This is a genomic window from Streptomyces sp. NPDC005551, assembly GCF_042871785.1.
Classification (GTDB): Bacteria; Actinomycetota; Actinomycetes; order Streptomycetales; family Streptomycetaceae; genus Streptomyces.
Genome location: NZ_JBIAJE010000011.1, coordinates 18,335 through 43,027, shown reverse-complemented (window position 1 = coordinate 43,027; position 24,693 = coordinate 18,335). Strand labels below are relative to the sequence as shown.

Here is a 24,693-nt window from a genome sequence, read left to right as displayed (position 1 = left end):
GGTCGCCGTCCCCGCTCCCGGCACCCGGCCTTCGGCCTTCCTCGGCGTAGTACTCGCCGAAGCGACACAGCGTGCGCCGCTTCGTGAGCGTGCACCGCAGCGAGACTGCTCAGCCGCGAGGACTGTTACGGAGACTAAAATCGTAATGCCTCCAGACGACAGTTCTCGAGCTAGTTCTGGCGAATCGTCACGAGAGCCCGTCCGGTCGAAAGACCGGGTGGGATCTCCGTCGTTTCCGGCGCTCGTTCGAGGGCTCCGGCCGGGCGCTTGTGGCCTACATCACTTCCCTGTTTTTGGTGGCCCCGACGGTTTTTCCTCCGACGCCTGGTCTTGATGGCGACCGAACGCGACCACCACTACGGAGTATCCGATGTCCGATCTCTTCCGGACCGCTGTCGTTACCGGTGCCGGCCGCGGCTTCGGGCGCGCGATCGCCGCCGCGCTCGTCGCCACGGGCACCGGCGTCGTCGGTATCGCCCGCAACAAGCAGGAGCTGCGCGCCGTACAGGATGAACTCGGCGAGGGCTTCATACCCGTCTGCGCCGATGCCACCGACGAAGTGCTCGCGCAGGACGTGATCCGCGAACACCGTCCCGGGCTGCTCGTCCTCAACGCCGGGGCAACGCCGCACATGGCACCCGTGCACGAGCAGACCTGGGAATCCTTCAGCCGTAACTGGCAGGCCGACACCCGGCACGTCTTCACCTGGATTCGAGCGGTGCTGCTGGAGCCGCTGACGCCGGGCAGCGTGGTCATCTCGATGTCCAGCGGAGCCGCCCTGGCCAGCTCCCCGCTCAGCGGCGGATACGCCAGCGCCAAGGCCGCCGTCCGCTACATCCGCGGGTACGCGGCCGACGAAGCGCAGCGGGCGGGCCTCGGCATCCGGTTCCACACACTGCTCCCGAACATGACCCCGACCGGTGGCGTCGGCTCGGTCGCGATCGACGGCTACGCCGCGCGCCAGGGCGTCGACCGGGACACCTTCGTCGCTGGCCGGGAGCAGCCGATCCTCACCCCGGACCAGGTCGCCAAGGCCGTCATGGAAGTCGTCCAGGACCCCGGTAGCCATGCGGAGTACCGGCTCAGCGGTACCGGACTGCACCCGATCGGCTGAGCCACCTTCTACCGTGGACATCACCGCACCCTCAGGAGAGGCCGCCATGCCATCGGACGCCGAATTCGCCGCCCTGGCCGAGCCGTTCAGGGCGGAGCTGCTCGCGCACTGCTACCGGATGCTCGGCTCGATCCATGACGCCGAGGACCTCGTGCAGGAGACCTACCTGCGAGCGTGGCGCGGATTCGACCGGTTTGAGGGCCGCTCCTCGGTGCGGCGGTGGCTGTACAAGATCGCCACCATGGCCTGTCTGACCGCGCTGGAAACACGCGCCCGGCGGCCGCTCCCGTCAGGACTGGGCGCACCTTCAAACGATCACCGGGTCGCCGTGGCTGCTCGCGAACCGTCGGTGGCGTGGCTCCAGCCGGCCCCCGACGCGCTGATCGGCGCCGACGACCCGGCGGCCGTCGTGGCGCGGAGGACCGGAGTGCGGCTCGCCTTCATCGCCGCACTCCAGCTGCTGTCCGCCCGTCAGCGGGCCGTGCTGACGTTGCGCGACGTGCTGGCGTTCCGGACGGCCGAGGTCGCCGCCCTGCTGGACACTACGACCGCGGCCGTCGACAGCGCGCTTCGCCGTGCCCGGGCCCGCCTGGCCGAGGCCGGACCAGTCTGGGACGACCTGGCCGAGCCGGACGAGGAGACCCGGCGGACCCTGCTCAACCATTATGTCGACGCGTTCACCCGGGCCGACCCCAACGCGCTGGTGAACCTGCTGCGGGCGGACGTCGAGATGGAGATGCCGCCGACCCCGACGTGGTTCACCGGCCGACACGCTGTCATCGGATTCCTGACCAACCGGGTCCTGCACAGGGACCTGTGGCGCCTGGTGCCCACCCGCGCCAATGGCCAGCCCGCCCTCGTCGCCTACACGCGCGGAGGCGAGGGCCGGTACGAGGCGTACGGCGTCCAGGTCCTGACCCTGACCGGGGCCCGGATTGCCCGCATCACGGCGTTCAACGACCCGAGACTGGTGCCCACGTTCGGTCTCGCGCCCGCCCTAGCGGTCTGAACCGGCCACCTTCGCCCAGCCTTACCGGTCGGGTAGCCGGATCACGTTGCCGCGACCCGGCCTCCTCAGAACGGACGTGCAGCGTTAGCCACCGCTCAGCCGGATTCAACCCGGCGCTCCAGGTTGTGCGGGAACGCCTCCTGCCTGAGGTGCTTGTTGGAGGTGAGGCTGCGGTCCGCGGCGACGCTGCCGCTTGGCCTCGGCTTCGGCTTCGGCTTCGCTCAGGATGTGCGGGGCCAGAGTCTGGATCATGTGCAGCACGGCGGCGAGCAGAGGCTGCTGCGCTTCGGACGACAGCGGTTGCACCTTGTTCGCGCCGCCCAATTCCGGCGTCTGGCCGGAGCCCCTGGCGGCGCTCGCACCGTCGACGGGGCGGAGATCGGCTCGGAGTCTCTGCCCTCTGAACAGCTCCCGGTACTGCGCGAGTCCGATCGGCGCGCCCATCGCGACGGCTCTGGTCGACGGGGAGTCGGCGACCGCTTCACCGTCGTCGCCGAGCTTCTCGGCCCGCAAGTCCGCGTACGCGGTGCAGTGGTAGTTGGTGACCTGTTCCAGGTCGGTGATGCCCCGCCACCTGAACCACCGTATGAGCTCGGACAATTTGCCATGGCAGGTCGTTGGCGTCTGCACGGAATACGGGGCGTGCTTGGGCGCGCGCTGGGCGTGATTTGGTTGGCCACGGGATGTGGGGGTGTATGCGGCGGCCGGGCCCGGTCCCTGGTGGACCGGGCCCGGCCGGTTGCCGGGCAGTGTGGCGGTCAGCGTCCGCTGTTGTAGAGGGCAAGGAAGGGGGTGAGGCGAGGACGACTGTTGGTAGGGATCCCGATGTCCTCCACGGTGTTGAACCGGCGCCCGTCGATCTGTACACCCGGGTCGGTGAGGTGGGCCGCGGTTCGGTGCGCCATACGGGACAGGGCGGCCCAGTTGGTTTCAAGGTCGGTGCCGAAGGGACCGATGTGGGCCGGCGAGCCCGGCTCGGTGATGTCGCCGTCGTAGAAGATGGTCTGGGCGATGCGGTTCTGGATCCAGCCGAAGCGGGCGGCCTCGGAGGTGGCGCCGATGAGGTAGGCGAGGGCCTGACGTACTTCGGAGGTGCTGCGCTGTCCCGGCGAGGCGTTGATGAGGGTCCTCGCCCGCTGCTCGATCGTGAGCGACGTGTACCGCTGGTTCGCCCGCCAGCTGTCCGGGGCCGACAGTTGGCCGTAGCTGCCATCGGCGGAGATCCGCTGGACGGCGGGGGCATCATCGAGGCCCTCGTGTCGCTGGATTTCCCTCGCCAGGTGCGCGGTTTCGTCGACGTTGAAGCGGTAGTGCACCCCGCGGGCGGAGTAGCCCATCAGATAGAGGTTGTCGACGTTGAAGTACAACGCCAGGTGGGCCCTTGAGCCTTCCGGCTCATCGGTCCAGACCAGGACCCGGATGACACGGTTGGTGTTGGTCCGGGTGGGGGTGTCCATGTACCCCGGGCTGTTGCTGACGCCTTCCATCTGGTGCGCCGCAGCACTACGCAGCGCGTTCACCATGGCGTTGTAGTCGTTGTAATTTTCCCGCGCTTCCGGGCTCTGGCGCCAGGCGGTGTAGCCGTTCATACGCCAGTCGATGTCGGTCCACCGCTCGCGGGTCTCCGCGTGGGCCTTGGGGGCGGCGACCCCGTACAGCAGGCTGAACGCGGATACGAAGGCGAGCAGCAGTACCACGAGCTGCCTTCCGGTTCGGCGCACGGTGGATGTCGGATGCAGGCGCATCGGTTGGTTCTCCTGGAAGCTGTTCCGCGCGGGTGTGAAGCGCGCGGCTAGGACCCCCGGGAACGCCTGCCGCTGCATCGGGGCAGGGATGTTCTCGTGGGGATGGACGGCGAGGCGGGAAGACGGCGCTCCCGCCCCGGGGCCGGGCCGTGTGTCTCTGTGGGACACGGGCGCGGACGGGGCGGGGTCTGCGGAATGGGCTCCGGGCGTCCTCCTGCTCAGGTCTCAACCCAACCGGTCCGGGACGGGGCGGACCAGGCAGTTTCACCGGCAAAAGTACGTACCTCATACTTCTTCCGGTGGGTTCGGCGTTCGGGCAGGGCCGCGACGAACAAGGGATGGGCCTTCACCATGAGCACCGCAGCATCTGCCGGCGACGGCTTCGGCCCGCGCCTTCGGTCCTTACGCCTGGGTGCTGGGTTCAGCCAGGAGGACCTGGCCCATGCCTCGGGGGTGAGCGTGCGGGCCCTGTCCAACCTGGAGCAGGGCCACTCCCGGGGGCCGCAGCGCCGCACGGTCCAGGCCCTGGCGAAAGCCCTCGGCCTCGATGCGGCCGGCGCCCGGGAGCTGGAGGAGGCCGCGAGCGCGGGCCGGCCCCGCAACGCCCGCACGGCCACCATCGCGGTGCCCGCTGCCGTACCGGAGGCCACCGCGAACGCGAGCGCACCCGACCTGCTGCCGCGCGCACCGCGCGGCTTCCACGGCCGGGCCCTGGAGCTGGCTGCCCTGACCCGGGCCACCGCGGGCGAGGCCCCGGTCTGCCTGGTCGTCGGGCCCGCCGGGGTCGGCAAGACCGCCCTCGTCCTGCACTGGGCCCACCACGACCCCGACGGACTCACCGACGGACGCCTCTACGCCGACCTGCGCGGCTTCAGCGACACCGGCGAGCCGGCCACCATCGAGGTGCTACGCGAGTTCCTGCTGGCCCTGGGCGTGGACAGCGAGCGGATACCGGAGTCGGGAAACGCCGCTGCTGCCCTGTTCCGCTCGCTGGCCGCCGACCGCCGGCTCCTGGTCGTCCTCGACAACGCCCGCGACGCCGACCAGGTCCGCCCGCTCCTGCCCGGCGGTGACCGCTGCGTCACCGTCGTCACCAGCAGGCACCACCTGGCCGGGCTGATCGTCACCGACTCCGCCCAGCCCGTCGCCGTCGACGTCCTCGGCCCCCAGGACGCCACCACGCTCCTGACCCAGGTCCTCGGCGCTGACCGGGTGCACGCCGAGCCGGCCGCCGCACTGCACCTGGCCGAGCTGTGCGGCGGCCTGCCACTGGCCCTACGCGTCGTGGCCGCCCGCCTCGCCGGGCGGCCCGACTGGTCACTGACCGCGATGGCCGACGAACTCGCCGACGAGACACGGCGGCTTGGCCTGCTGGACCTGGAGGACACCGGCGTCCGCGCCGCCCTGCACCTGACGCTACGCCAGCTCCCCGAGCCCGTCGCCCGCCTGTTCGCCACCCTCGGGCGCCACCCCGGCAGCCACGCCGACCGGTACACCGCCGCTGCTCTGGCCGGCACCAACCCCGCCACCGCCGACACCGCCCTGGAACACCTGACGGCCGCACACCTGCTGAACGAGGTGGCGCCCGGCCGGTGGACGATGCACGACCTCGTGCGGCTCTACGCCCGCAGCCTGGACGCCCACCCCGACACCCTCAAGCGCGTCCTCGACCACTACACCACCACCGCCACGGCCGCCATCGCGGCGGCCGAGCCCGGCTCGGAGGACTGCTTCCCCCTCCCAGCCGACTTCCTCCCGCCAGCCACGGTGCGGGAGTTCGCCGACCGGGCCGCCGCCGTAGCCTGGTTCACCGCCGAGCGCGACAACCTCACCCAGGCGGTCGCCGCCGCCCACACCGCCCGCCTGCACGACAGGACCTGGCGCATCGTCATGACCATGTGGCCGCTCGTCGTGTGGCGCGTCCGGGACGGCTGGGCCCCGCTCCTTCAGACCGCCCTGGTGGCCGCGCGGGCCGACGCCGACGAGCACGGCGAGGCCCGGGTACTCAACATGCTCGGCTGGGTCCTCACCGAGGAAGACCGCACCACCGAGGCGCTCGTTCACCTGGAGGGCGCCTCCGCGCTCGCCGCCCGCGCCGGCGACGCATTCGCCGAGGCCAACGTCCTGATCGTCCTCGCCCAGGCCCGAGCCACCGTCGGCCGGCTGGACCAGGCCGCGAAGAACTGCGAACGCGCCGCCGACCTCGCCCGCCAGATCGGCGACCACAGGATCGAACGCCTCGCCACCCAGCACCTCGCCCGCCACCAGGCCGACGCCGGCAACTGGCACCAAGCCCTCACCACCGCCAACCACGCCCTGGACTCCCACTACCGACCCGGCACCACCGACATCCCCCACATCCTGCTGCTCACCATCAAGGGCGAAGCGCTGCTCGGACTCGGCCACCGCACCGAGGGCATCACCCAACTCGACCTCGCCGCCCGCGAAGCGGAAGCCGCCGGGTACGACGACGGCGCGGTACGGGCACTCGCCGCCCTCCTGCGCACAGCACTGGACACGGCCATCCAGACACGCTACGACACAGCACTCGCACGACTCACCACTCGGGCCTGACCCCCACAGGCGGGCGCCCATGACGGGTAGGGCGCCTCGCCAGGGGCGAGATCGAGGACGTGATCATCGAAGCGGGAACGGCCGCTCACTGCGAACGGAGCCTGGTGCGCCTCCTGCCGTCTGCGACGGCAAGCCGGCCGCACACGCCGTCAGCACCGGCTACACCTACGACAACCTCCTCGAATCCCAGGCACTGCCCGCGCTGTTCCACGCGTACGTCGACGACATCACCGAACGGCGCCGCCGCACCCACGTGACGTACCTGGCCCCGAAGGACTTCCGTAACCACTGAGGCGACCACTGAGGTGACCACTGCGCACCGACTCCGGGCAGGCGCGGCGCCGAAGGTGGTCCGTGCCCGGCGAGCGGGGCCTTGACCCGTCGTCAGGGGCAGGACGGGGAACGGCCGTGCCGGTGTGGGCGCCTCCCGGGGTCAGGCCGCGCACGTCCCCGTGTAATCGTGTCCTGGCAGCAGCCGTTGCCACCGTCGGCGGTCGACGGGGCCGACTACGCGGCACAGGTCCTTCACGCGATCGGGGATGCCGGGATCCCACAGTCTGATCGTGCCGTCGTTGCCGGCACTGGCGACCGTCCTGCCGTCCGGGCCGTAGGTGACGCTCCACACCGCGCGGGTGTGTCCGGTCAGGGTGGCGACGAGCCGCCGCCGCAGGGGATCCCACAGCCGTACGGTGCGGTCGTTGCCGCTGCTGGCGAGTGAACGTCCGTCGGGGCTGAAGGCCAGGCCACGCACCGACCCGGCGTGCTGTCCGAGGAGCCCCGCCACGCGGGCCCGGGCCACGTCCCACATCCGGATGACCCCGTCGTTGCCCGAGCTGGCGAGGGTGCGGCCGTCGGGAGCGAAGGCCACGGCGCGTACCGAGCCGCCGTTCGCGGTGAGCACGGCCCCCTGGCGGGCACGCGAGATGTTCCACAGCCGCAGGGTGAGGTCGTCGCTGCCGCTGACGAGGGTGGCGCTGTCGGCGCTGAAGGCGAGGCAGTTCACGAAGTCGGTGTGCCCGGTGAGCACCCTGGCGGGCGTCTCGGCCGGGCGGCCCGTGGAGGACACGCGCCACAGCCGTACGGTGCGGTCGGCGCCGGCGGAGGCGAGCCACCGGCCGTCCGGACTGAACGCCACGTCGAACACGGCATGGGTGTGATCGGTGAGGACGACGGGGGCACCTCCTCGCGCCGCGACACGCCACAGTCGTACGGTGCGGTCGGCGCCGGCGGAGGCGAGCCATCGGCCGTCCGGACTGAACGCCACGGCATAGGCGGCGCCGCTGTGACCGGTCAGGGAGCGGATGCGGGTCCGGCGCGCCACGTCCCAGAGCTGGACGACGCCGTCCGCCGCCGCGGAGGCGAGCAGCCGCCCGTCGGGACTGAATGCGGCCTTCCACAGTTCGCCGACCGGGTAGGCGCTGAGCGTGTGGCCTGCGAGGTCCCACAGTGCCATGGTCCCGTCGAAGCCCGCGGTCGCCAGCAGGTCGCCGTCGGCCGCGACGGCGACGGCCATCACGTAGTCGGTGTGACCCGAGAAGGAGTCGACCGCGCGGCGGTTGTGGACGTCCCAGCGGACGATTGTGCCGTCACCGCCCGCGGAGACCACCGTGTGGCCGCCGGGTCCGAAGGCGAGCCCGTTCACGTCGTCGTCGTGGCCCGCGAGAACGGCGGTCTGGCGGCGGGCCACCGGATCCCACAGCCGTACGGTGCGGTCCGCGCCGCCGGTGGCGAGCAGCCGGCCGTCGGGGCTGAACGCCGCGGCGAGGACATCGCCGCTGTGTCCGCCCAGGACGCCGGTGGCCCGCAGGATGCGCGGATCCCACAGCAGTACCCTGTGGTCGGCACCCGCGCTGGCCAGCCGGGAACCGTCGGGGGCGTAGGCCAGCGCCAGGACCTCACCGGAGTGCTGCTTCAACTGTGCGGTCTGGCGGCCGGTCCGGGTGTCCCACAGGCGTACGGTGCCATCCTCGCCGCCGGAGGCCAGGGTACGTCCGTCGGGCGAGAAGGCCACCGCGCGGACGGCCCCCTGATGTCCGGTCAGGACGGCGGTCTGCGTCCGGCCCGACACCGACCACAGCCGGATCGTCGCATCAGAACTCGCCGATGCCAGGCTGCGCCCGTCCGCCGAGAAGGCCACGGACCGCACGGGCGCCCGGTGGCCCACGAGTTTCCCGGCGCCGCGCCGGGTGGCGACGTCCCACAGCCGTACGGTGCCGTCGGAGCTCGCCGAGGCCAGCAGCCGCCGGCCGGGGCCGAAGACCACGCCGTTCACCGGTCCGCGGTGGCCGGTGAGCCGGCCGGCGAAAGGATTGGCCTGCGTGCTGAGCAGCGCGCTGCGCGCCTCGGTGGTGGGCGCGGTGCGGTAGGCGGACCCGGCCAGCAGCATCGAAGCCTCCGGTTGTCCGAACGCCAGTTGGGCAGAGCGCGCCGCCATGGCCTGCGACAGAGCCGTCCTGCGCTGTTCGTCGGCGGAGGTGCGCTGCTGGAACACCGTGACGCCGGCGAGGAGAGCCAGGGCCAGCAGGACGGTGAGGACGACGACGCCCGCGCGCTGCTGGCGGACCCGGCGCCGGGCCAACCGTCGGCGGAGGTCCTCCTCCCGCTCGGAGGCGCGCAGGAAGTCGGCCTCCACGGGTGTCGGCATGCTGTCCCGGCCGCTGGGACCGGACGTCCATTCCCGAGCGGCCGTCAGCCGGGCCCCGCGGTAGAGCAGACTCGTGTCGCGGTTCCCGCGGTCCCATTCCCGGGCGGCAGCGCCCAGTTGCTGGTGCAGGAGCAGATCGGCCCGTGTCGTCCGGATCCAGGTGCGCAGCCTTGGCCAGGCCCGCAGCAGTGCCTCGTGCACGATCTCCACGCGGTCGGCGTCCAGCGTCAGCAGGCGGGCCGTCACCAGTGCGTCGAGGGTGGTCCGTGCGGCTGCGGGATCCGGCAGCCCGTCCAGCAGTTCGGATGTGGTGCGCGGGCGCCGGGAGGCCTCGTTGTCCTCACCGACTCGCACCAGCCGCAGCAGCACTCTGCGGGCGACGTCCTGCCGGGCCGGTGACAGCGCGGCGAACAGGGTCTCGGCCGCGGTGGCGACGGAGCCGTGTATCCCGCCCGTCGCCAGGTAACCCGCCACCGTCATGCCGGAGTCGGAGCGCCGGTGCCAGGTCTCCCGCAGTGCGTGCCCGAGCAGCGGAAGCACCCCGGGACGGCTGGCCGGTACGGCCGTGTCCGGGCCGCTCCCGGCTGAGGCGGGCGTGTCGGCCGCACCCAGATCGCGCAACAGCAGCTCGACCAGTCCCGGTTCCAGGGAGGTCCCCGTCGCCCTCGCCGGACGAACGATGCACTCCCGCAGCTCGTCCGTGGTCATCGCGCCCAGCGCGAACAGTCCGTCACTGACGACGGAGACCAGGGCCGGGTACTCCAGGCAGCGCCCTGTGACGTCGGCACGCACCCCCAGGACGACGGCGAAGACCCCCTGAGGCGCCGCGGGTTCGCCGCTGTGGCTGCTGCTGCCGTTGGTGTTGTCGGCGCTGCCGCTGCCGCTGCCGTCGCCGGCCAGCGCGGCGAGCGCCGCGATGTAGGAGCGGCGTTCCGCCTCGTCGTCGCAGAGGGTGAAGACCTCCTCGAACTGGTCGACGATGATGACGCGGCCCGGGCGCGGCGGCGTGCCGGTGGTCGTGCGGGGAGCGGTGCCGGGAGCGGCTGCGTCGCGGGTGGCGGCCCAGGAACGCAGGACCGCGACCAGTTGGTCCGCTTGGTCACCGGGCGGGCCGTCGTCGTGCAGGTGGTCGAGCAGTCCGGCCGGAAGTGCGGTGCGCAGCGCGTTCCGCAGAGCGGACAGCGGGCGTGCGGTGGGGGTGCATATGACAATTGGGCCGTCGGGGTGGACGGGAAGCCCGTCGTCGCGGTCGGGGAGGAGCGCACCGTCGGCGAGCGCGGGAACCAGGCCCGCCCCCAGCAGCGAGGACTTGCCCGCCCCGGAGAGCGCGACAACGGCCACCGGCCCCTTGCCGAGCCGCTGAGCGAGGCGCTCGACGAGGGCGGCGACCGCCCGCTCCCGCCCGAAGAACAGCCCGGCGTCCCGCGGACCGAAGGCGGACAGGCCGGGGTAGGGGCAGTCCTCGTCGTCGCCCTGTACGTCCGATCCCTCCCGCGTGGTTGGCAGCAGGGCCAGCAGGGCTCCGTCGGCCTCCAGGGCTTCGTCGCACAGCCGCGCGACATCGCTGTTGACCGGTTTCCTCCCGGTCTCGATCTTGCTCAGGTAGCCCTTGCTGTAATGCGTGATCCGCGCCAGGTCCGCCAGCGACAAGCCGCGCGCCAGGCGCAGCTCTCGGAGCGCGGAGCCGAAAGACGAGTGCTGCGGCCGCCGTCGACCGGCGGCCGGCGGGTGCGCAGCCCCGCCGTCCTTGTGGTCCATAACTGGTATGCCCCCGAGGCCGACGGCGTCAGGCACCGCCTTGTGACGCCGACTGGTCAGCTCGGCGAACGTGCGTCTGGGATGGTACGCACGGGACAGGGGCGGCAAACTTCGACATGACATGAAGTGACCAGCGTCACACAAGGCGTCGAACGTCCGGCCGGGCCCGGCGGCCGCCACATGAAACCGCTCCGGCGCCGCGGGCCGAAGGCCCGGGTACCGGAGCGGCGGAACGCAAGGTCAACCAGCGATGCCGGCAGCACCACTCGCGCCAGTGACCCCGGCGGCCCCAGTGGGACCAGGGGGCCCATGAGGCCACTGGAACCGGCGACACGGATCAGACCACGCGCGGATTCACGCAGTTCGGGACGCCGATCAGCCACGCGTCACCCTGCATGTAGATGTTGCTGACCCAGCCCTGGTACTCGGGCAGGTACGACCAGGCGTCGTTGGTGTATCCCTCGGCCGTGACCGTTTCCGCGTGCTTCTGACAGGAGACCGCCACGCCGGTCGGGCCGGAGAGCCGGGTCACCACGCCCGCACCGGCGGAGGGGGAACTCCGGATCGTCACCCCGGTTCCCCAGGTGCTGTACGCGTGCGCGCCGACCGGGGTCGCGGTGCCCCTGCCGTCGCAGGCCGGGACACCCGCGAGCCAGGCGTCACCCTGCATGTAGATGTTGGTGATCCAGCCGCCGTACTGCGGAAGGTAGGACCAGGCGTTGTTGGTGTAGCCCTCCGACGTCACGGTCTGGGCGTGCATCTGGCAGCTGACGGCCACCGAGGCCGGGCCGGCCAGACGGGCGACCGTGGTCCCGTCGACGCTGGACGGCTGGGAGCGGATCGCCACGCCCGTGCCCCAGGTGCTGTAGGTGCCGCCCTGGGTGGCGTTGCCTCCGCCGCCGGAACCGATCTGCGCGTCGTAGTCGGAACCGGAGCAGGTGGGCACCTCCGGCAGCCAGGCCGGGCCCCTCAGGAAGATGTTGCTGATCCAGCCGCCACGGTTGGACAGATACGTCCAGGCGTCGTTGGTGTAGCCCTCCGCGCTGATGCGCTCCCCACGCTGCTGGCACTTGGCGTACACGATGTCCGGTCCGGACAGCCGGGTCACCAGTGCGGCCGAACGGTTGGGGTGCTGGCGTACGGCGACATCCGTGCCCCAGGTCACCTGGAGCGTGCCGTCGTAGCCCGTGGGTTCCGTGAACGGGCTGCCCTGCGGCATCCGTGTCACCCCGACGAGACGGTTGTTGCTGATGCGCTGGGCGATGTCGATCACGCGGATCGGCAACTGCGACTGGTGCGCCTCGACGACATAGCCGTCCCCCAGGTACAGCATCACATGGGTGATGCTGTCCACCGTGCCGCCGACGCCGGTGAACACCAGGTCGCCGGGCTCCATGTCGGACACGGCAGGCTTGCCCCCGCCGACTCCGTTGACCTGCTTGTACGTCCGTCCCGCGGCCCGGAACATGTCCTCGGCCGTGCTGCCACCGAGGATGTCGTGCCCGACCCCCTTGTACCAGGCCCACCGCGCGAAGCCCGAGCAGTCGAACCCACGGGTCTGGGGGTCGAGCCGGGTCTCCCTGATGCCCTCCAGACTCGACCAGTCCACGGAGCCGTAGCTCTGGCCCGGAGCCGGTCCGTGACCGCCGCCCCACGTGTACACCGTGCGCGCACGCCACTCCGCGCAGGCCCCGTCCACGGCACGGCGCGCCTCGGGCGAGGCGATGCCCTGCACGCCGCACCAGTTCTGCTCGCCCGTGGCGGCCGCCTGGGCGGCCGTCGTCGGGAGCAGGGCCAGGAGGAGGGCCGTCACCATCATGGCGACCAGCCCTGCTCCTCGGCGCAGTGTTCTCATCCGGTTCTCCTCTCGCGGCCGTGCCACGTGTCCGTGGCGCCGACAGTCCGACCGCGTTCGACAACGCCCCCGTGTGGCTCAGGGGCGGAACAGGCCTCACCGTGGCCTCGGCGGGCGGTGAGAACCAGGGGTTTCCCGTTGCCTCTTGGCACGACGACGGGAAACCCCTGCTCGGAGTGGATCAGCCGCGCCAGATCTTGACGTACGTCACCGCGTCGTTGAGCGTGTCGCCGACGTAGGGCACGTCACCGGTGAAGGAGCCGTTGCCCCTCGGACCGCGCAGGAACGATTTGTTGCATCCACCGTCGATGAGGAACGACGAAAGGTTCGCGGACCAGTAGTTGTTCGGGCTGAAGCTGTAGCCGGCCGCGTCGCAGGGCCCGGCGCTGCCGTAGACCTTGGTGTACGTGCCGCCGTAGCTCGCGTGCTCGGCCCAGGTCATCAGCTCCGTCTGCGCTGCCGCCGGTACGGCCGCCGCGGCGCGGCTGGAGGCGTCGGAACCGCTGAAGCACGTGTACGAGTCGACGTCGGAGGCGCTTTCGCCGGTCTTCACCTCGTCGAGGACGAGGACGCAGTGGGTCGGCTTGGCGGACGTGCCGGCGGCGGCGCCCGACGCGGCGAGCGCGGGGCTGCCCACGGCCAGCAGACAGGCGGCCGAGGCGAGCGCGAGCGCGGTGCGTGACATGTTCACTCGAATCTCCAGGAGGGGGTCAGGGAAGTCGGACAGGAGTGCTGCGAGCCGGACGTGGGCGTGGTCGTGCGTCGGTCTACCACCAGGGGTCTGTGCAGTGGATGCCGGACCGGGTCGAACCGCAGGCGCGGAACTTCCAGTTGGCGTCCGTACTGGTGCGCTGAGCCGCGCTCGTCTTGTTCTCGCCGCCCTGCGAGGTGAACGGCCCGCACTGGATCCAGGTCCGGCCCCCGTCCCGGGTCCAGTCCAGCCACACCTGGTTGCCCGGCTGTACGTCACCGGCGATCAGGGCCCATCCGCGCTGAACGCCGCGGATGTAGCCGTACTGGACACTGATGTTGATGCCCTCGCTGTACAGCGTCACCTGGCGGGCCATGGTGTCGTAGGCACTGTCGGAGATGTCGATGAACCCGTTGCGGCCGCCCTCGCAGTCCGATGCCGCTGCCTGCGCGGTGCCCGCCGGACCGAGGAGCGTCATGCCACCGGCCAGCAGCACCGCGGCCGTCACCGCGGACGAGACCTTGCCCCCGACGAACCGACGCCCGATGGACGAAGCACACTTCCAACTGATCACTGGCACAGATCCTTAAGTGAGTGCCGCCCAGGGACCGACGCACGCCGCGAAGGCCTCCCCTGGGGATCGACGGCACCCACGCTGACGCCGACTGCGTGGAGCCGCCAGGCGTTTCCCGGGGATTTCCCGTTGCCCGTGCGGTGGGAAACGGCGGTCACTACTCCACAGACCGACCACGAGGAGGCCGAGGCGTGCCTGCTGTGCCTCCGAACTCGCCACGGCACCGTTCACCGCGGATTCCACCACCCAGCCCGACACCGCGCGTGTTCGCGGCTTGGGGCCCGACGGCGCCACCATCACCCTCCACAACCATGGCCTCCGCCAGGGCTCAGTTCCGTACCGCCCAGACCTTCCTCACCGCAGCTGTGATGTCCGCCTCCGTCCTTGCCGGGACTTCTTCCGCCGTGCACGCGGCCGCAATGCCCCCCCTCGTGCTTCGAGACCGCGACCAAGACTTTCGATAAGCACGGTGGCGTGCATCGACAGCAGTGGGGCCCGGACGGCATCCCTGCGTTGGGCGGGCCGGGCGGTTCGGGTCGGGCGGGTATGGGGGAGTGCGGGTGGGGGTCCCGAGACATCGGGAGTCTCCTACGAGGCGGAGGAACAGAGACGGCGGACACCTGTGGTGGTGTCGTCCGCGTGGGGTGGCGCGCCCCGCGGTCGGCGGTCCTGCTGCTCTCTGCCTGAGAGCGTCCCTGCGGGGCTTCTGCCCGAGCCCAGGGGGGTGTGTTCAGCGTAGTGGCGATCGGCGCGGATGTTGCCCTGGGTGTCTGGCGGTTGGTCATCGGTGCTGCCTCCGGCGTGAGTTCGGCTGAGCGAGCGGGACAGTGACAGGACTCAGGTGCTTGCCTCTCGTCCTGGCGGGCACGGCTCCTTCACCCCGTAGGGCTGGAAGCCGGGACCCGGACAGCAGCGACGGGGAGGAAAGATTGGGGGGCATGACGAAGGCCCGGACTCCTGGTCCGGGCCTTGCTTGCTCGAGGTTTCGGGGCCGTTTACATGTACGGCTTGTCGGGGGCGATGATGAGGCGCTTGGCGCCGCCGCCGGTGCTGGGGCCGGACACGGGCTGGGCGTAGTCGTAGATGCCGTTGGCGGTGTACTTCACCTGGTCGTTCGGCTGCCAGTAGTCCTGGAAGACGTAGTACAGGTGGAACTTCTGCGCGCGGCAGGATTCACCGGGTGGACAGGTGAGGCCCTCTTTGTAGACCCTGATGCTCTTCGGCGACACCTCGTCCGAGTTGCCGACCCAGGGAACCTGGATGTCACTCGTTCTCGTGCTGTGGGCGTCGATGGGACCGAACCAGGAGTCCTTCTCTCCGATGTAGATCCACGCCGGGTAGTCCATCGCGTTCTGCACCTGCGTGATGACGGTGACATTCGCCCTGGCCGCGGTCGCGGCGCCGGCGCGGTGCGGGGACGCAGGCGTGGCGGCGTCGGCGGACGGGAGCGCGGCGAACGCGCCGCAGACCGTCAGGGCTCCGGCCACGACGGCGCGGAGAGCACGGGAGATTCGCATTGCGAGCCTTTACTTTCCGGATCCAATGGTCGATACGGAGGGTAAAATAATGACTACGTAGAGTCAATGTGCATGGGGTGCTGCGGGGCTCTGTCGCGGCGCCCCGGTGACGCTCGGAGGGGGTTTGTTGGTGCGCGGGGGTGCCGTCGAGCGAGGTTGGGGGTTCTGGGTTCGTAGAAGGTTCCGTCGCGGAGCATGGCGAACAGGACGCTGATGCGGTGGCGGGCGAGGCGGAGGAGGGTTTGGGTGTGGGTTTTGCCCCGGGCTCGGCATCGGTCGTAGTAGGTGCGGGAGGCGGGATCGAGGAGGGCGGCGAACGCGGAGAGGAACATCGCGCGTTCGAGTTGTCGGTTGCCGCCTCTTACCGGCCCCTGTGGGAAGCGAACGCCCGGGCCGGCCTCCCTGTGCCGGGACGGCCATGACCCTCTTCATGGCCCCAGATCAGAACACCCTCGCCGTCTTGCCCGAAACGAGCCCTCTCCTTGGTCGGTTGGGTCTGCCGGCACCGCTCGCGTCCTGCAGTGGGAGCGAATATCTGTCGCCGCCGATGCAGTAATTTGTTGCAAGCGTGTTGAGGGTATATCGCCGCACAGTTCAGACAATGTTGTTCGCCGTATCAGGAATCGCTCGACCGGGTCATGTCGTGCTACGGTTCTTCTCAGTTGCAGTTGTGGTTCCCGAAAACTTCAAGTGCTCCTGTGTCTCCTCGCATTCACAGGTGCATTTTGCACTGCCGGTTTGTATTCCGGACGGGGTAATCATTGCGGCGACGCGGGACTCGCACAGTGCAAGTCTCACGGGTACTGCCCCGAAGGAGATATGACATGGCTACTGGCATCGTGAAGTGGTTCAACGCGGAAAAGGGCTTCGGCTTCATCGAGCAGGAGGGTGGAGGCCCGGACGTCTTCGCCCACTACTCCAACATTGCCGCCCAGGGCTTCCGTGAGCTCCAGGAAGGCCAGAAGGTGAACTTCGACGTCACGCAGGGCCAAAAGGGCCCGCAGGCGGAGAACATCACTCCCGCCTGACGCGCACGCGCTTTCTGACTGGGGCCCGCACCTCTTGGTGCGGGCCCCAGCCTTTTCTTCCCCGGGCGGCGCGGATCATAGGGAAGTCCACTGGGGCTGTCTCGGTGCCACTCTCCGCGCCTCCGTGAGAGTCACGGAATGGGATATGTGCAGGCGCAGTCGTAGAAATAGAGGATTACGATGCGCTGATTCGGGATCATGAAAGCGATTTGCGAATCAATCACGCGTGCCGTGCTACCGTCCTTTGAGATGCGCTCCGTATGGGTGTTCTCAATGCAATTCTTATATGCGCATACGTGGCGAATGCTCGTCAGCTGGTGCCGCGGCGCGCACCGTGTGCCGGACTGACTGCACGAGGAGGCAACGACATGGCGACTGGAATTGTGAAGTGGTTCAACAAGGCACGGGGGTTCGGCTTCATCGAGCAGGACGACGGCGGCGCGGACGTGTACGCCCACTACTCGTACCTTGCCGACGAGGAACTCCTGAGCCTCTCGAAGGGGCAGCGGGTCACCTATGACGTCGTGCACGGGAGGAGATGCCCGTATGCGAAGACCATCGTCACCTGATCCCTTTGCTCGGCCGTCGCGGGGCCGCCGCTTGGACGTAGCCCCGGTCGGCATACTCCCGCCGGGGCCTGATGTCGACGATGTACAGCAGCATGATCGTAATGATCGTAAGGATCAGCAGCTCACCCCCGGCGACGCCCATGACCGCTGCGACCACGCCGATCCCGAACCCGGCCACCACTCCCGCGGCGACCCGCACCGGGCCGTTCAGGCCCATGCCGTCCAGCTCGGCGGTTGGGTAACCGCCAGGGCGGCGGCCACGACGACCATCAGCACGGCGAGCACCTTGTAGAGGGTGCGCGAGGCGGGTGAGGGTGTCGAGTTCGGTGGGGTCGGCGGTGAGGTTCCAGCGGAGTTTGTCGGCCCGATCAGAGCGCGGGCGCTTCGCGGGGATGAAGCGCGCGGGTGCGGACGATCACGCCGGACAGGTTCAGGGACGTGACGTTGCGTTCCTGCATTCCCGTCGGTGAGTATCACCAGCCGGTCGCCGGGCCGCAGGTCCAGGCTCTGGGCCCGGTAGGCGTGCGGGGGGTGGACGCTGAAGGGCATGTCGATGACGTGGGCCCGGACGCCGTCGCCGGGATCGCGCGGGCACTGCGGGCCGGGTGACCCCGGCACCTTGCGGTACCCCAGGTTTCTGGGGTACCCCGAGCGTGCCCGCGGTCGAAGACTTGACGGCATGGACATCATCGAGCAGAACAAGAAGACCGTTTCCGACTTCATCGAAGCGCTGTTCACCAAGGGCGACCTCGGCGCCGTCGACGTCTGGCTCGCCGAGGACTTCGTCGATCACGACCCGCCCTTCGGCGGCCCGCCCGACCGGGAGGGGATGCGCGCGGCGGGCGCGATGTTCCGCGCCGCGTTCCCGGACTGGCACAGCGACACCGGGCTCATGGTCGGCGAGGGCGATCTGGTGGTCGAGCAGTTCACCGCCAGTGGCACGCAACGCGGCGAGGTCCTGGGGGTGGCTCCCACCGGGCGCACGCTCAGCCTTCCCGGCATCAACATCTTCCGGCTCCGGGACGGCCGCATCGTGGAGCGCTGGGGCCGCCTCGACGAATTGGGCCTGCTGCGCGCGCTCGGTCTCGTCCCAACACCCTGAGCGGATGCGCGCGCCAGGTGGTCGCACCGGCCGGCCCCGTGCCCGTCCGGTGCGTGCGGCGGCTGCGGGGAGTAGCGTCGTACACATGGTCGCGACAGCGACGGCACGCCGGGCCGAGGTCCTGATCGACCGGTGCCACGCAGGCCTGGACGTCACGAGTCTGCGCACGGAGGCGCTGCGCCGGATCCGGCGTCTCATGTCCGTGGACGCGGCGTTCTTCGCGACCGTCGACCCCGCAACACTGCTCTTCACCTCGGCAGTCGCCGAGGAACCCCTGGCCGAGGCGCGGACGCTGTTCCTGGACAACGAGTTCGGCCGGGCCGACGTCAACAAGTTCACCGCGCTCGCGGGGGCCGCCGACCCGGTGGGCTCGCTGGACCGCGCCACCCTCGGCGACCGGTCCGCCAGCGCCCGCTACCGCGAGATCATGGCGCCGCTCGGACTCGGCGACGAACTGCGCGCGGCCCTCGTCAGCGGCACCGGCTGCTGGGGTGTGCTGTGCCTCCACCGAGAGGACGCCTCCAGCGGCTTCGACTCCCGTGACCTCGCCCTGGTCCGGCGCATCGCACCGCACCTGGCGGAGGGCCTGCGCCGGGGCGTGACCGTCGAGTCCACCGACGCCGGTGCCCCGGCTCCGGCCGCCCCGGGCATCATCGTGCTCGACGCCGGCCTGGCCGTCGTGTCCATGAATCCGGAGGCGCACGCCTGGCTGGCGGAGACCGGGGACGCGGGGCGTGCGGGCCCCGGCGGACTGCCGCTGGCCGTGCAGGCGGCGGCCGCCCGGCTGAGCACCCTGGAGCAGACCGCCCCCACCCTGCCGGCCTCGGCCACCGTGCGGCTGCGCGGCGGGTCGGGACGATGGTTCACACTGCACGCCACCCGTCTGCACGGGCAGAGCGAACCCCAGATCGGCATCGTGATCGAACCGGCCTCCCCCGCCGAGACCGGCTCGCTGCTGCTGAGCGCGTACGGCCTCACCGAGGCGCAGACCCGCGTCGCCGCCCTGGTCGTCCGGGGATGCTCCACCCGCCAGATCGTGCGGGAGCTGCGCATCTCCGCCAACACCGTGCAGGAGCACCTGACCGCGGTCTTCGACCGGGTCGGCGTACGCAGTCGCCGCGAGCTCGTCGCGACGGTACTCACGGACCGTGGCCGTTCCTGACCCGCGGCTGAAACCCGTGCGGGACACGTCTCTTCCGGAGTACGCGGCTGCCCGCCGCGGGCTGCTGTGTATGGCGAGCGCGCTGCTCCTGCCATGGCGGAAGGAACGCATCGCCACGGGGAATGTTCCAGCGCCCACGACGGAAGCGGTTCCGTCCCCGGTGACGGATAGTCCCTCCGCATAGCGGTTTCGCCGGATTACAGTGATACGGCTTTGCTGCTGGCACCATCGGCGGCTGCAACACACCAGGTGGCGGCCAGTACTTCCACTGCGAGGGGACCGGGCTTGCCCTCCCAGTGTGGGAGCCGTAGTCGTCAGCCGACCACGACGTCGCGTAGTTCCCGTACAGCGCGCTCGCGTGGTGTTGGACGGGGATCGCCTCGAACAGGTCCAGCACGGTGATGCCCGCGACGGCCGCGTCGGCCAGTCCCGCCTCCGTGCCCCTGCGCTGGGACCTGCAGGCACGATCCAGGTCAAGCCTGTTCGATCCCTCGTGCGTAGGGGTATGTCCTGCCTTGCCGACCGAACGTCAGGGCTCGGACCGGAGCTGGCTGATGGGGGAATCGTGCGCACTCGCGTGTCCGGACTGGGCCTCGGTCCGATCCGAGGGGACTACACCGTCATGACCCCTTTCGCGGGCACCCTGCTGCAGATATTTCGGGGATTCCTGCTGATCTTCTGGGTCGTCATGGCCGGTTTCACCGTGTTCACCCCCGACCAGGTCGACGGGAACCTCATCTGGACGACGGCTGTGGTGATCGCGGTCTACACCGTGACGTTCGGATGGCGTCTGCTGACCGCCCGGCTCGGCATGAACCGGTGCTACCTCCTGGCGGAGGGGGTGGCCGTGACCAACCGCTTCGGCCGGGTGGCCGATGCCGTGGCCTGGAGCGACGTGACCGGTATCCAGCAGACAACGGTCGTGGAACTCTATATGGGAGCACACCGCATGGAGATCCACCGGAACCAGACTGCCAAACCCCTCATGTTCCTGGCACCGGGCGTGAAATCGCGACTGGTGGAAGCGCTGCTCACCGAGGGCCGCCGCGCAGGAGCCCTGCAGTGAGGGGCATGGGGGTCCACCCGCCCCACCGACAAGACGCGCCAGGTGCGGCCGGCGCTACGGCGTGCTCGAGGAGAGAGTTCCTACCTCTGGGATGATGACCCGCACCGCCTCCGCACATGTTCGTTCTTTAGGCCTGGTACCGCGCGGACAGTACTTCCCCCTGACACGATGCATGGTGTGGAACGCCTGCCAATTCCCTGCCCTAGCCACTTGATCCCGATTACCACTAATCGGTTCGATGCCGTCTACCGTGCGGCTATGGCTCAGTCTGCTGTGTTCGTAGGCATTGAACGCGAGGGCTGCCACTGGACGGTCAAAGCGGATACGCTCACCGCAGGCCCAGCGCATAGCGTCGAGGATGCTGTGAACGCCGCCATCGCCTGCCTTGTCCGAGATCGGGAGGCTGATGTCGATGCCTTTGCGGGTCCGGTCTATTTCATGCTGCACGGCGTAACCGGGCGGGAGCGAGCACGCGAGCTTGCTGCTGCCTTCCATGCCGCCCTGTACGGCGATCTGGGACCACTGCGCCAAGCGGTGCCCGGCGCTGACTTCCCCGACCCTCCGCCGGACGCACCATAAGCCGCAGGGATCAGCCAGGACGGTTTGGGTCCCGCTCGGGCCCATACCGTCCCATGACGTCGTGATCCATCCTCGCCTGCCGGAGCTGCTCCTCCGGGGGCGACCGCGTCTCGCCCGTACGGCCCACCTGGGCGGGCCGTCTCGCAGCGAAGCGGCGGAAATGGAGGCAGGCCGATCCCTCAGCAGCCCTGGAGCACCCATGACCAGCTCGCACGAGCCGTCCGAGCCTGCTGCCGTCCCGGAGGCCGGCGGGGGTGACGCGCTGGGGGCGGGCCCAGGCACGGCTCGGCGGCCACGCGGATCACGCGGAAGACCGCCTCGGCGGTACTCATCGTGCTCACCTGCATCCTCGTGCCGGTCGCACTTCTCACGGTGTGGGTGCACGACATCGCGCTGGACACCGACCGGTACGTGGAGACGGTCTCACCGCTGGCCTCGGACCCGGCGATCGAGGACGCGGCGATCACACGCATCACCCATGCCGCGGATGTGCGGGTGGACGGCAGCCAAGCCGCCTCGGACATCGCCGCGTGGCTGCAGGCAGAGGGTCTGCCGCCCCGCGCCGCGCAGGCTGTGAAGGGACTGGGCCCCCAACTCGACACCGCGGTCAACAGCACGGTCACAAAGGTGGCGACCCGCTTCGTACAGAGCGACCGCTTCGAGCAAATCTGGACGAACGCCAACCGGGCCGCCCACAACGCCGTCGTGCACGCGCTCACCGGCGAGGGCCGCGGCGCCGTGGGTGTGGACGACGGGACGGTCACCCTCGACGTCGGGGAAGCCGTCGACCAGGTCAAACAGGCGCTCGTGGACGCCGGGCTGTCCCCGGCCGCCAAGATCCCCGAGGTCGACAAGCAGATGGTCCTCTTCCAGTCCGACCAGTTGGAGAAGATCCGCAAGGGCGCTCACCTGCTGGACGTGGTCGGGAACTGGCTTCCCGTACTCGTCGTGGTGATCGGCGCGGCCGGAGTGCTGCTGGCACACCGGCGCCGCCGCGCCCTGGCCCGTACGGCTCTCGGCGCGGCCTTCGCCTGCCTGGTCGTGGCCATCGTTCTGATCATCGCCCGCCGTTACTACCTGGACCACCTCCCGCCCCAGGTCCAGTCGGAAGCCGCCGCGGCAGCCGTCTTCGACACCCTGATGCACTTCCTGCGGGTCAGCCTGCGCACGGCAATCGTGCTCGGGGTGGTCGTCGCGCTCGGCGCCTACCTGATCGGCCCCGGACGGCTGCCACGCGCCGTCCGGGGCACGTCCGAGCACGCCGCGGGCTCCGCGGCGCGGTGGGCGTACGCCCACCAGGTCCGCACCGGCCGGGTGGGAACCTGGACCCAGGCCCACCGCCGGTGGATCGCCGTGGCCGCCCTGCTGATCGTGGCCCTGCTCTTCGCGCTCTGGAACCATCCGACGGCCCTGACCATCTTGCTGCTGGTCATCATCCTGCTCGCCGTACTCGCGCTGCTCTCCCTCCTCGCCGCGACCGGCCGCGCCACCTCTGATGCCGAGCGGGCGGCACGGCGGACGGAGGGCGGCCGGAAGGCGTGAGCATGGATGAGCGACAGGCCCGGCGCACCATTGCCTACCGGGTTGCCCCCACGACGGCGTGCCCAGCTCGGTACAAGTTGCGGCAGCCTGGGCGCTGAGGCCAACGACAACGCCCAGGACACGGAACACGCGCAGACCGCGGTCACGGCTCTTCACGACGCGGCGAGTGAATACCGCGCCGGCTTCGCGAACGTGCCTCGCAAACAGACGTCTAGGAGAGCGTAACGCCAGTGAGCACAGCCAGAGCGGGCATCGAGGAAGTCCTCCGGGCACCACGTTCCGGAGGACTCCACAGCAGGAGCTGCTTTCCGAACCCCGCCAGAGCTCAGTCTCCACGCTCCCCGTACTGCCAGCACCTGTGTGCACCCGGATGGGATCGACACCAACCGCCCGTACGATGATCATGTGACTGCCCGTCGACCGCTTGGTGCTGGCCCTGAAGCGTCCGCGATCCGTGCTGCCCAGGTCGACCTGCATACGTCCCTGCCCGGAGTCCGCCTCACCGACATCGAAGAGATGCGAGCCCGCGGGGTCCTGGGAAAGCGCGTCGTAGTCCCCGCAGGGCCTCGCCGCTCTTTGGGAGCCGGCGGAGGACCTAGCGACCGGGCCTCAGGCTGACCGCAACGGCCCGGTGCGTGTCACGGCTGCAAGGCGCGGCTGGGTCGGGAAGGGGCAGCGAGGCGGTGTCGAACGGGGGCGGCGCTGCGGGCTCCTTCGTGGCTGGGCGGTGGATGCCGCGGAGGTGGTAGTCGGCAGCCGCCGACTGCCGACACCGGCCGGAGCCGCCCGGCCTGTCGCGGGAGCGAGTACGGGCGGGCCGGTGGATCTGCCGGCAGGAGGATGGCGCGGGCTGCGTCCGGTTCAAGCGGGGCGGCGGTCGCCCTGGTCGTCGCAGGGGATGTCGTCGGCGCCGTTGTGGGCGAGGAAGTCGCGGGTGGCCTGGCGTTCGACTTCGGCGATCGCGGTGGGGTTGACGTCGATGATGCCGCCGAAGGGCCGGTCGACGTCCCGGATGATGATCAGCATGGCCGTCAGGAGCACGGTGATCACGGTCAGGGTGATCAACTGCCCGCGGTTGTTCCTGCGGGGCAAGCAGACGCCGAGCGCCACGACGGTGATGAAGAGGGTGGCGAGGAGGAACCAGAAGATCGCACTGGGGATGCTCGCGCTGGCCTGTGTGAGGCGCTCCTCGCGTTCGTCGGAGCGTTTGCTGTCCGCGGAGACGAGCATGCCGAAGGCCGGCTTGTCGGCCATGGTGCGGAACGTCTGCCGGAAGTCGGTCGACCACACGCTGGGCGCCGGTGAGCCGCCGCCGTGGCCATGGCCGGCCATTCCTGGGCCCGTACGGCGCGGGCGTAGCAGACGGCGTCGGCCTGAATGCGGGCCCGCTGCGCCGTGGGGGCGTACTCGGCCGTCTCCACGAGCTGGTCCAAGGCGCGGGCCTCGCCGCGTGAGGCGACCTCGGCCTTGCCGTAGGAGCCGTTGGCGGTGACCAGGACGAAGGCCAGGAGCAGGACGGTGAGGGTGAGCAGGGGTCCGACGAGGTCCTTCACCGCCATGCCGGTGTCGTCGTCCTCGGCGAGCAGCCTCGGCCGTAGGAAGCGGTTGGCCGCGAGGCCGGTGATCAGGGCGATGACGGCGACGACGATGATAAGGACCACGAGGATCCACCTCCGGTGACAGACGAACGGGCAGGGTGCATCAGGGCTGTAATCACGGGGTGGCCCGCGGGGTGCTCCGGTTGCAAAACGATCACCCGCCTCCGGACGGGGGTGCCGGGACGGGCGCAGGTGACCGTTCGTTGCTCGACTTCGGCAGGCACTCGGGCGTGGCCGGCCTCTGCCGCCCACGATGCCGCCCGGTCTTTCGCGTGAGGGGACGATGCGGCGAGAGTGCCGGAGCCGTCCACCGTGTCGCTGCAGGTCTCCTCGTGCCGCCGTCTGGCCTCTGCCCTGCCTCGCCCGGCGGTAGAGCCCCGGGTACAGGCGTTTATCACCCGGCGGAGGGATACGGCCGAAGGGGGCCTGCTTCGGCCGCGGGTGCGTTGTCCTGGCGGGTGTGGTCGGCGGCGTCGAAGTCGGCCCGGGGGATCACTGGCTCAGGCGTGCGAGCGGATGTTCGCTTGCGAGCGTGCCGGTCCGGGGGTGTTGCCCGGCCGGGACCG

General features: G+C 70.3%; 20 protein-coding genes and 1 pseudogene. 11 read left to right on the top strand and 10 right to left on the bottom strand.

Going from position 1 to position 24,693, the window contains the following annotated elements; all coding sequences use genetic code 11:
• Nucleotides 1-370 precede the first annotated feature (370 nt).
• The gene (locus ACFYP4_RS28775) at nucleotides 371-1,114 is read left to right on the top strand and encodes an SDR family oxidoreductase (protein WP_388789287.1); all 744 of its coding nucleotides are present in this window, start codon (nucleotides 371-373) and stop codon (nucleotides 1,112-1,114) included.
• Nucleotides 1,068-2,123, top strand: a complete 1,056-nt coding sequence (locus ACFYP4_RS28770; RefSeq protein WP_358850495.1) for an RNA polymerase subunit sigma-70 — start codon at nucleotides 1,068-1,070, stop codon at nucleotides 2,121-2,123. Before ACFYP4_RS28775 ends, ACFYP4_RS28770 begins: the two co-directional genes overlap by 47 nt.
• 105 nt (nucleotides 2,124-2,228) lie before the next feature.
• Here ACFYP4_RS28770 and ACFYP4_RS28765 read toward each other — a convergent pair whose 3' ends face one another.
• Nucleotides 2,229-2,723 (bottom strand): hypothetical protein, encoded by a 495-nt coding sequence (locus tag ACFYP4_RS28765; protein ID WP_388789284.1) that lies wholly within the window; start codon nucleotides 2,721-2,723, stop codon nucleotides 2,229-2,231.
• Between the two features lie 158 nt (nucleotides 2,724-2,881).
• Complete coding sequence (locus ACFYP4_RS28760) at nucleotides 2,882-3,868, bottom strand: ribosome-inactivating family protein (RefSeq protein WP_358853983.1); 987 nt, start codon at nucleotides 3,866-3,868, stop codon at nucleotides 2,882-2,884.
• Between the two features lie 351 nt (nucleotides 3,869-4,219).
• On the opposite strand from ACFYP4_RS28760, the gene ACFYP4_RS28755 reads away from it, so the two are divergent.
• Entirely contained in the window at nucleotides 4,220-6,442 is a 2,223-nt protein-coding gene (locus ACFYP4_RS28755; RefSeq protein WP_358853984.1) for a helix-turn-helix domain-containing protein, read from the top strand.
• A gap of 19 nt (nucleotides 6,443-6,461) precedes the next feature.
• The gene (locus ACFYP4_RS28750) at nucleotides 6,462-6,734 is read left to right on the top strand and encodes a hypothetical protein (protein ID WP_358853985.1); all 273 of its coding nucleotides are present in this window, start codon (nucleotides 6,462-6,464) and stop codon (nucleotides 6,732-6,734) included.
• Nucleotides 6,735-6,875: 141 nt separating this feature from the next.
• On the opposite strand, the gene ACFYP4_RS28745 is transcribed toward ACFYP4_RS28750, so the two are convergent.
• The 6 genes and pseudogenes from ACFYP4_RS28745 to ACFYP4_RS28720 all read right to left on the bottom strand — a co-directional run.
• A complete protein-coding gene (locus ACFYP4_RS28745; protein WP_388789280.1) occupies nucleotides 6,876-10,844 on the bottom strand; it encodes a helix-turn-helix domain-containing protein in 3,969 nt (1,322 codons plus the stop codon).
• A 337-nt stretch (nucleotides 10,845-11,181) separates the two neighbouring features.
• Complete coding sequence (locus ACFYP4_RS28740; protein ID WP_388789277.1) at nucleotides 11,182-12,699, bottom strand: NlpC/P60 family protein; 1,518 nt, start codon at nucleotides 12,697-12,699, stop codon at nucleotides 11,182-11,184.
• Nucleotides 12,700-12,880: 181 nt separating this feature from the next.
• Nucleotides 12,881-13,384 (bottom strand): hypothetical protein, encoded by a 504-nt coding sequence (locus ACFYP4_RS28735; RefSeq protein WP_388789274.1) that lies wholly within the window; start codon nucleotides 13,382-13,384, stop codon nucleotides 12,881-12,883.
• 82 nt (nucleotides 13,385-13,466) lie between these two features.
• Nucleotides 13,467-13,964 carry a hypothetical protein gene (locus tag ACFYP4_RS28730; RefSeq protein ID WP_358853989.1) on the bottom strand — a complete coding sequence of 166 codons (498 nt, stop codon included), beginning with the start codon at nucleotides 13,962-13,964 and terminating at the stop codon, nucleotides 13,467-13,469.
• Nucleotides 13,965-14,959: 995 nt separating this feature from the next.
• Nucleotides 14,960-15,481 carry a hypothetical protein gene (locus ACFYP4_RS28725; protein ID WP_388789271.1) on the bottom strand — a complete coding sequence of 174 codons (522 nt, stop codon included), beginning with the start codon at nucleotides 15,479-15,481 and terminating at the stop codon, nucleotides 14,960-14,962.
• Between the two features lie 53 nt (nucleotides 15,482-15,534).
• Nucleotides 15,535-15,843, bottom strand: a pseudogene (locus ACFYP4_RS28720) (hypothetical protein); the annotation flags it as partial.
• A gap of 462 nt (nucleotides 15,844-16,305) precedes the next feature.
• Between ACFYP4_RS28720 and ACFYP4_RS28715 the strand changes: the two are divergent.
• A complete protein-coding gene (locus ACFYP4_RS28715; protein WP_388789268.1) occupies nucleotides 16,306-16,509 on the top strand; it encodes a cold-shock protein in 204 nt (67 codons plus the stop codon).
• A 368-nt stretch (nucleotides 16,510-16,877) separates the two neighbouring features.
• Nucleotides 16,878-17,078, top strand: a complete 201-nt coding sequence (locus ACFYP4_RS28710) for a cold-shock protein (protein ID WP_358853990.1) — start codon at nucleotides 16,878-16,880, stop codon at nucleotides 17,076-17,078.
• On the opposite strand, the gene ACFYP4_RS28705 is transcribed toward ACFYP4_RS28710, so the two are convergent.
• Nucleotides 17,071-17,295 (bottom strand): hypothetical protein, encoded by a 225-nt coding sequence (locus ACFYP4_RS28705; RefSeq protein ID WP_388789265.1) that lies wholly within the window; start codon nucleotides 17,293-17,295, stop codon nucleotides 17,071-17,073. The genes ACFYP4_RS28710 and ACFYP4_RS28705 overlap by 8 nt on opposite strands.
• Before the next feature lie 462 nt (nucleotides 17,296-17,757).
• On the opposite strand from ACFYP4_RS28705, the gene ACFYP4_RS28700 reads away from it, so the two are divergent.
• The 5 genes from ACFYP4_RS28700 to ACFYP4_RS28680 all read left to right on the top strand — a co-directional run bounded on the left by ACFYP4_RS28700 (nucleotide 17,758) and on the right by ACFYP4_RS28680 (nucleotide 22,529).
• The gene (locus tag ACFYP4_RS28700; protein WP_388789262.1) at nucleotides 17,758-18,180 is read left to right on the top strand and encodes an ester cyclase; all 423 of its coding nucleotides are present in this window, start codon (nucleotides 17,758-17,760) and stop codon (nucleotides 18,178-18,180) included.
• An 85-nt stretch (nucleotides 18,181-18,265) separates the two neighbouring features.
• On the top strand, nucleotides 18,266-19,342 hold the full coding sequence (locus tag ACFYP4_RS28695) for a helix-turn-helix transcriptional regulator (RefSeq protein WP_358853993.1): 1,077 nt from the start codon (nucleotides 18,266-18,268) through the stop codon (nucleotides 19,340-19,342).
• A gap of 622 nt (nucleotides 19,343-19,964) precedes the next feature.
• On the top strand, nucleotides 19,965-20,408 hold the full coding sequence (locus ACFYP4_RS28690) for a hypothetical protein (protein WP_388789259.1): 444 nt from the start codon (nucleotides 19,965-19,967) through the stop codon (nucleotides 20,406-20,408).
• A gap of 258 nt (nucleotides 20,409-20,666) precedes the next feature.
• The gene (locus tag ACFYP4_RS28685; RefSeq protein WP_388789256.1) at nucleotides 20,667-20,987 is read left to right on the top strand and encodes a hypothetical protein; all 321 of its coding nucleotides are present in this window, start codon (nucleotides 20,667-20,669) and stop codon (nucleotides 20,985-20,987) included.
• 333 nt (nucleotides 20,988-21,320) lie between these two features.
• Nucleotides 21,321-22,529 carry a hypothetical protein gene (locus ACFYP4_RS28680; protein WP_388789253.1) on the top strand — a complete coding sequence of 403 codons (1,209 nt, stop codon included), beginning with the start codon at nucleotides 21,321-21,323 and terminating at the stop codon, nucleotides 22,527-22,529.
• A gap of 861 nt (nucleotides 22,530-23,390) precedes the next feature.
• On the opposite strand, the gene ACFYP4_RS28675 is transcribed toward ACFYP4_RS28680, so the two are convergent.
• Nucleotides 23,391-23,861, bottom strand: a complete 471-nt coding sequence (locus ACFYP4_RS28675) for a hypothetical protein (RefSeq protein WP_388789250.1) — start codon at nucleotides 23,859-23,861, stop codon at nucleotides 23,391-23,393.
• Nucleotides 23,862-24,693: the final 832 nt, after the last annotated feature.